5 protein-coding genes are annotated in these 5,248 nt (G+C 65.9%); 2 read left to right on the top strand and 3 right to left on the bottom strand.

Annotated features, from left to right (window positions below; translation table 11 throughout):
• Both VN856_RS16275 and VN856_RS16270 read right to left on the bottom strand, forming a co-directional pair.
• A partial coding sequence (locus tag VN856_RS16275; RefSeq protein WP_325690812.1) for a TM0106 family RecB-like putative nuclease occupies window positions 1-1,226 on the bottom strand: 1,226 nt, incomplete at its 3' end.
• Window positions 1,227-1,255: 29 nt separating this feature from the next.
• Window positions 1,256-1,837, bottom strand: a complete 582-nt coding sequence (locus VN856_RS16270) for an LppP/LprE family lipoprotein (protein ID WP_325690810.1) — start codon at window positions 1,835-1,837, stop codon at window positions 1,256-1,258.
• Window positions 1,838-1,919: 82 nt separating this feature from the next.
• Here VN856_RS16270 and VN856_RS16265 point away from each other — a divergent pair, with 82 nt between their 5' ends.
• Both VN856_RS16265 and VN856_RS16260 read left to right on the top strand, forming a co-directional pair.
• The gene (locus VN856_RS16265; RefSeq protein WP_325690808.1) at window positions 1,920-3,629 is read left to right on the top strand and encodes a DEAD/DEAH box helicase; all 1,710 of its coding nucleotides are present in this window, start codon (window positions 1,920-1,922) and stop codon (window positions 3,627-3,629) included.
• Window positions 3,626-4,762, top strand: a complete 1,137-nt coding sequence (locus tag VN856_RS16260) for an acyltransferase (protein ID WP_325690806.1) — start codon at window positions 3,626-3,628, stop codon at window positions 4,760-4,762. The genes VN856_RS16265 and VN856_RS16260 overlap by 4 nt, the downstream gene beginning before the upstream one ends.
• Here the strand turns inward: VN856_RS16260 and VN856_RS16255 are convergent.
• The coding region (locus VN856_RS16255; protein ID WP_325690804.1) for a TetR/AcrR family transcriptional regulator at window positions 4,743-5,248 on the bottom strand (506 nt) is incomplete at its 5' end. The genes VN856_RS16260 and VN856_RS16255 overlap by 20 nt on opposite strands.

Here is a 5,248-nt window from a genome sequence, read left to right as displayed (position 1 = left end):
AGCAAGTCGTCGACGTCGTCTTCCCCGACGCCGTGGCGACCGGCCAGACGCAGCAGCGCCGTCTTCTCGTAGGCGGCGTAGTGGTAGACGTGCATATTGGGAAATCGCTTGCGTCGCTTGGCGACCAGCGCCAGAAAGTCGCTCAGCGCCTTGCGCTCATCGGGGCGGTCATGTGCCCACAGCGGATGGAAGGCGCTCGACTTTCCGCCCTCGAGAACCCCGAACAGATACTCCAGGCCCCAGTCGACGCCGTCGGCGGTCCAGAGCGGGTCGCCCTCGAAGTCGAAGAACAGGTCGCCCTCGTCGGGGTTGGGCAGCAATGCCAGCGGCTGCGGATCGGCGACCTCGAATAGTGGTGTGCCGGCATCGCGTTGGCGAACCTGCAAGTCGGCCTGCGCGACCAGTTTGGCCAACGAGCGGGCCGAGATGTTGTCGACCGGACCGGTGTGGTGGGCCAGCTCGTCCAGCGTGCTGATGCCCGCGTCGATCAACCTGGCGCGCTGCGTAACCCGCAGGCCCGCGACCAGCAATAGGTCGTTGGCCGCACGTACCTGCTCCTCGCAGACCGGGCACCGGAAGCATGCCCGGACGTTTTCGTCCTCCCAGCGCACCGGTACGCCGCCGGCGTAGTGGTTGTCGAGCAGCTGTTGCAATTGCGCACGCTGCTCGCGGTACACCGGAATCAGCTCATCGACCCGGTAATTGACCGCGATGCCGTTACCGAGCACCAACTCGGCCTCCCGGTCCACCGGAATGCCGGCCCGGCTCAACGTGTCGGCGTAGGCCGCGATCTGAAGGAGCGCGGTGACCTTCGCCGAGCGGGCCAGCTTGGTGTCGGACACCTGGTACTTCCCGTCGCGGCGGACCAGGAAGTCGGCGAACCCGACGAAGCGACCGTCGAACATCGCCGCCTGGTAGACCACCGCCGCGCCGCGCTCGATGGCCCGCGCAGTCTGGTGAGCCGCGGCGGTGACGTTCTCGATGGTGAACGGGACGGGACGGCCGATGACGGCAACGTCGCTGTGTTGGTCGCGCAGCTGGTCGAGCCGGCGTTGTTCGTGCTCGTCGCCGAGAGATGCGGTGCGCTCGAGCAATTCGTCCGTGACGCTGACGCGTTGACCCCGGCCGAGTTTCGCGTCGAATTCGCGCAGCAGGGCATATTCACAGCGCGCGGCGGATGCCAGATCCGATGCGCTGTAGATGACGCTGTCGCCTGCCATGAACACAGCAGCCACTGTAGGCGGCTATGCCGACATCAGCCTCCGGCGTTGGCGATCAGCTCCACCCCGTTGCCGTTCCAGCGGAACTTCACCACGCTGGGCAACCCGATCCCGCCGGAGTAGCTCAGTGCCACTGTGTCGCCGGTGCACTGCGAGTTGTCGAGGCCGTTGAAGCCGTAGGTGTCGGGAACGCCTTGGGGCGGAATGAGCTTGCCGAGATGAAACAGCACCGCTCTGGTGTTGGGGCTTTCGGCGTTGGTGTTGGCCTTGACAATCACCGCGGACAGCTGCGCGCACTGGTTGAAGTTGCCGGCCAGCGGTTCGGGGTTCCACGGTTGCTGGCTGCGTGGGTCCTTCGGCAGCTCGGACACCCCGCGCGCGATCGCGGGGTCGGCCAAATTGACCGCGCACGGGTCGACCGGCCCGGGGCTGGTCGGAGCGGCGGTTGGAACCGGCGCTGGCGCGGCCGAGTGGGGCGCAGCGGTCGGATGGGTAGTCGGCTGCGGCGTCTTGGCGACGGTCGAATCCCCTGATCCGCATCCGCTCAGTGTCGCGGTGAGCAGTGCGGCAGCGGCCAGCCCGGTCCACCCCCGGGTGCCGCGTAGTCGTGTCCACACAACGCCGCACCGTACCTTGACCAGCCCTATCGACGCGGCAGGCGTGGCCGAACGGCAGTTGACCACTAAACTTCGTTGCGACATGGAATCCCCGAACCACGACACCGTGACCTTCGCCGACCTGCAGATTCACCCTTCGGTGCTGCAGGCCCTTGCCGACGTCGGCTACGAGTCGCCGTCGGCGATCCAGGCGGCGACGATTCCGGCCCTGATGGAGGGGTCGGATGTGGTCGGTCTGGCCCAGACCGGGACCGGCAAGACGGCCGCGTTTGCGGTCCCGATCCTGTCGAAGATCGACACCAGTAGCAAAAAGACGCAGGCGCTGGTGCTGGCGCCGACGCGGGAGCTGGCGCTGCAGGTGGCCGAGGCGTTCAGCCGGTACGGTGCGCACCTGCCGCAGATCAACGTGCTGCCGATCTACGGCGGAGCGTCCTACATGACGCAGCTGGCCGGGCTGAAGCGCGGCGCGCAGGTGGTGGTCGGCACGCCCGGCCGGGTGATCGACCACCTCGACCGCGGGACGCTGGATCTGTCCCACGTGGACTATCTGGTGCTCGACGAGGCCGACGAGATGCTGACGATGGGTTTCGCCGAGGAAGTCGAGCGGATCCTGGCCGACACCCCGGAGTACAAACAGGTGGCGCTGTTCTCCGCGACGATGCCGCCGGCGATTCGCAAGCTCAGCGCCAAGTATCTGCACGACCCGACCGAGGTCAAGGTCGACGCGAAAACCGCGACTGCCGACAACATTTCGCAGCGCTACATCCAGGTTGAAGGTCGACGCAAGATGGACGCGTTGACCCGGGTCCTCGAAGTCGAGCCGTTCGAGGCGATGATCGTCTTCGTCCGCACCAAACAGGCCACCGAAGAGGTCGCCGAAAAGCTACGCGCCCGAGGCTTTTCCGCGGCCGCCATCAACGGTGACATCCCGCAGGCCGTGCGTGAGCGGACCATCGCCGCCCTCAAAAAAGGTGGCGACAAAGGAATCGACATTCTGGTCGCCACCGATGTCGCGGCCCGCGGGCTGGACGTTGAGCGGATATCGCACGTGCTCAACTACGACATTCCGCACGACAACGAGTCGTACGTGCACCGGATCGGGCGCACCGGCCGGGCGGGGCGGTCGGGGTCGGCGCTGCTTTTCGTGTCGCCGCGGGAACGCCACCTGCTCAAGTCGATCGAGAAGGCGACCCGGCAAAAGCTCATCGAAGCCCAACTCCCCAGTGTCGACGACGTCAACGCACAGCGGGTGGCGAAATTCGCCGACTCCATCACCGACAGTCTCGGATCGCCCGGTCTGGACCTGTTCCGTCGTCTGGTAGCGGATTACGAGCGCGACAACGACGTCCCGATGGCCGACATCGCGGCGGCGCTGGCATTGCAGTCGCGGAACGGCGAAGCCTTCCTGCTGGCACCCGAGCCGCCGCCCGAGCGTCGCGCGAAGGAGCGTTCGGACCGGCCCGACAGGCCTGCCCGTGGCGTGGGCGACGGCCCGAAAAAAGGGTTCGCCACCTACCGCATCGCGGTCGGCAAGCGTCACAAGATCGGACCGGGCGCGATCGTCGGTGCCATTGCCAACGAAGGCGGCTTGCACCGCAGCGATTTCGGCCACATCACGATCAAGCCGGACTTCTCGCTGGTGGAGCTGCCGGCCAAGTTGCCTCATGCGACGTTGAAAGCGCTTGAGAAGACTCGCATTTCCGGTGTGCTGATCAACCTGCAGCCGGAGCGGGCTCCAGACAAAAACCGCCGCGGCGGTCGTGGCGCACCGAGGCGGGAACACAAGGGATGACCCAGGCCGACACCGCGGCCCAGGGCGGACTGGAACAGGTAGCCGGGCCGGATCGGGTCGCGTCGTTGACCGGCATCCGTGCCGTCGCAGCCCTCCTCGTCGTGGCCACCCACGCGGCCTATACGACGGGCAAATACATCGAGGGCTACTTCGGCCTGTTTTGTTCGCGGATGGAGGTGGGCGTCCCGATCTTCTTTGTGCTGTCGGGTTTCCTGTTGTTCCGGCCTTGGGTGAAGTCCGCCGCGACGGGCGGCCCGGAGTCGTCGGTCCGTCGCTACGGGTGGCACCGGGTGCGACGCATCATGCCCGCCTACGTCGTCACGGTCTTGATCGCGTACGTCATCTACCACTTCCGGCATGCGGGACCCAATTTCGGCCACACCTGGGTCGGGTTGTTCCGAAACCTGACGTTGACGCAGATCTACACGTTCAACTACATGCGGGGATATCTGCATCAGGGGCTGACCCAGATGTGGAGCCTGGCCGTGGAAGCCGCCTTCTACGTGGTTCTTCCGCTGCTGGCCTATCTGCTGCTGGTGGTCTTGTGCCGACGGCAGTGGCGCCCAAAGCTGTTGCTGTTCGGGATCGGTGTGCTGGCGCTGATCTCGCCGGCCTGGTTGGTCGGGGTTCACCTCACCACGTCGATTCCCAATGGGGCCCGGCTGTGGCTACCCACCTATCTGATCTGGTTTCTGGCCGGCATGAGTCTGACGGTGCTGCAAAGGATGGGTGTGCGCTGTTATGCATTCGTCGCGCTGCCGCTCGCCATCATCTGCTACTTCATCGCTTCCACGCCGATAGCGGGGGATCCGACCACGTCGCCCCTCGGCCTGTCCCAAGCTTTGTACAAGGCGGTGTTCTACGCGGTGATCGCCGCGCTGGCGGTGGCGCCGTTGGCGCTCGGCAACGAGGGCATTTATTGCCGCGTACTGGCGAGTCGGCCGATGGTGTGGCTCGGCGAAATCTCCTACGAGATCTTCTTGATCCATTTGGTGACAATGGAATTCGCCATGGTCTACATCATGCAGGATCACGTCTACACCGGTTCGATGGCCGGCCTGTTCGTGGCGACGATGGTGGTCACCATTCCGCCGGCCTGGCTGCTACACCGGTTCACCCGGGTGCGCGACTGACCTGCTCGGCGGGCACCACGACCGGGGCGACGAACTCGGTGAGCATCGCCCGCTCGTCGGCTTCATCATGACCGGGGAAAATCAGCAGCGACGTGATCACCCGGACCAGCCAGCGGCCGCGTCCCGCAACGTTGGCGGGGTGGTCGTCGCCGAGCGAGCTGACGAATGCGGCCGCCAGTGCGGTGATCACGTCAGACTGCTCGGCCAACTCGGCGCCCAGCGGGGGCGCGGTCGTCGCGAACCAGGCTGACAGCGCGGGGCTTTCGCGGACCAGGCGAAGCGTGGTGACGATGCCGGCGACTAGTCGTTCCCGCGGGTCCTCGATCCCGTTGACGTCGATCGACTCGGAGAGCCGATGGGTTTCACGGGCCACGTAGGCAGTGCGCAAGGCCTCACGGTTCTCGAAATAGCGGTACAGCGTCGCGCGGGAACACCCTGCGGCCTTGGCGATCTCGTTCATGCCTACTGAACCGGGATCGTGGCGGG

The organism is Mycobacterium sp. (genome assembly GCF_035603715.1).
Classification (GTDB): Bacteria; Actinomycetota; Actinomycetes; order Mycobacteriales; family Mycobacteriaceae; genus Mycobacterium.
The sequence above is the reverse complement of the archived record's forward strand: the minus strand, read 5'-3'. Positions and strand labels throughout refer to the sequence as shown.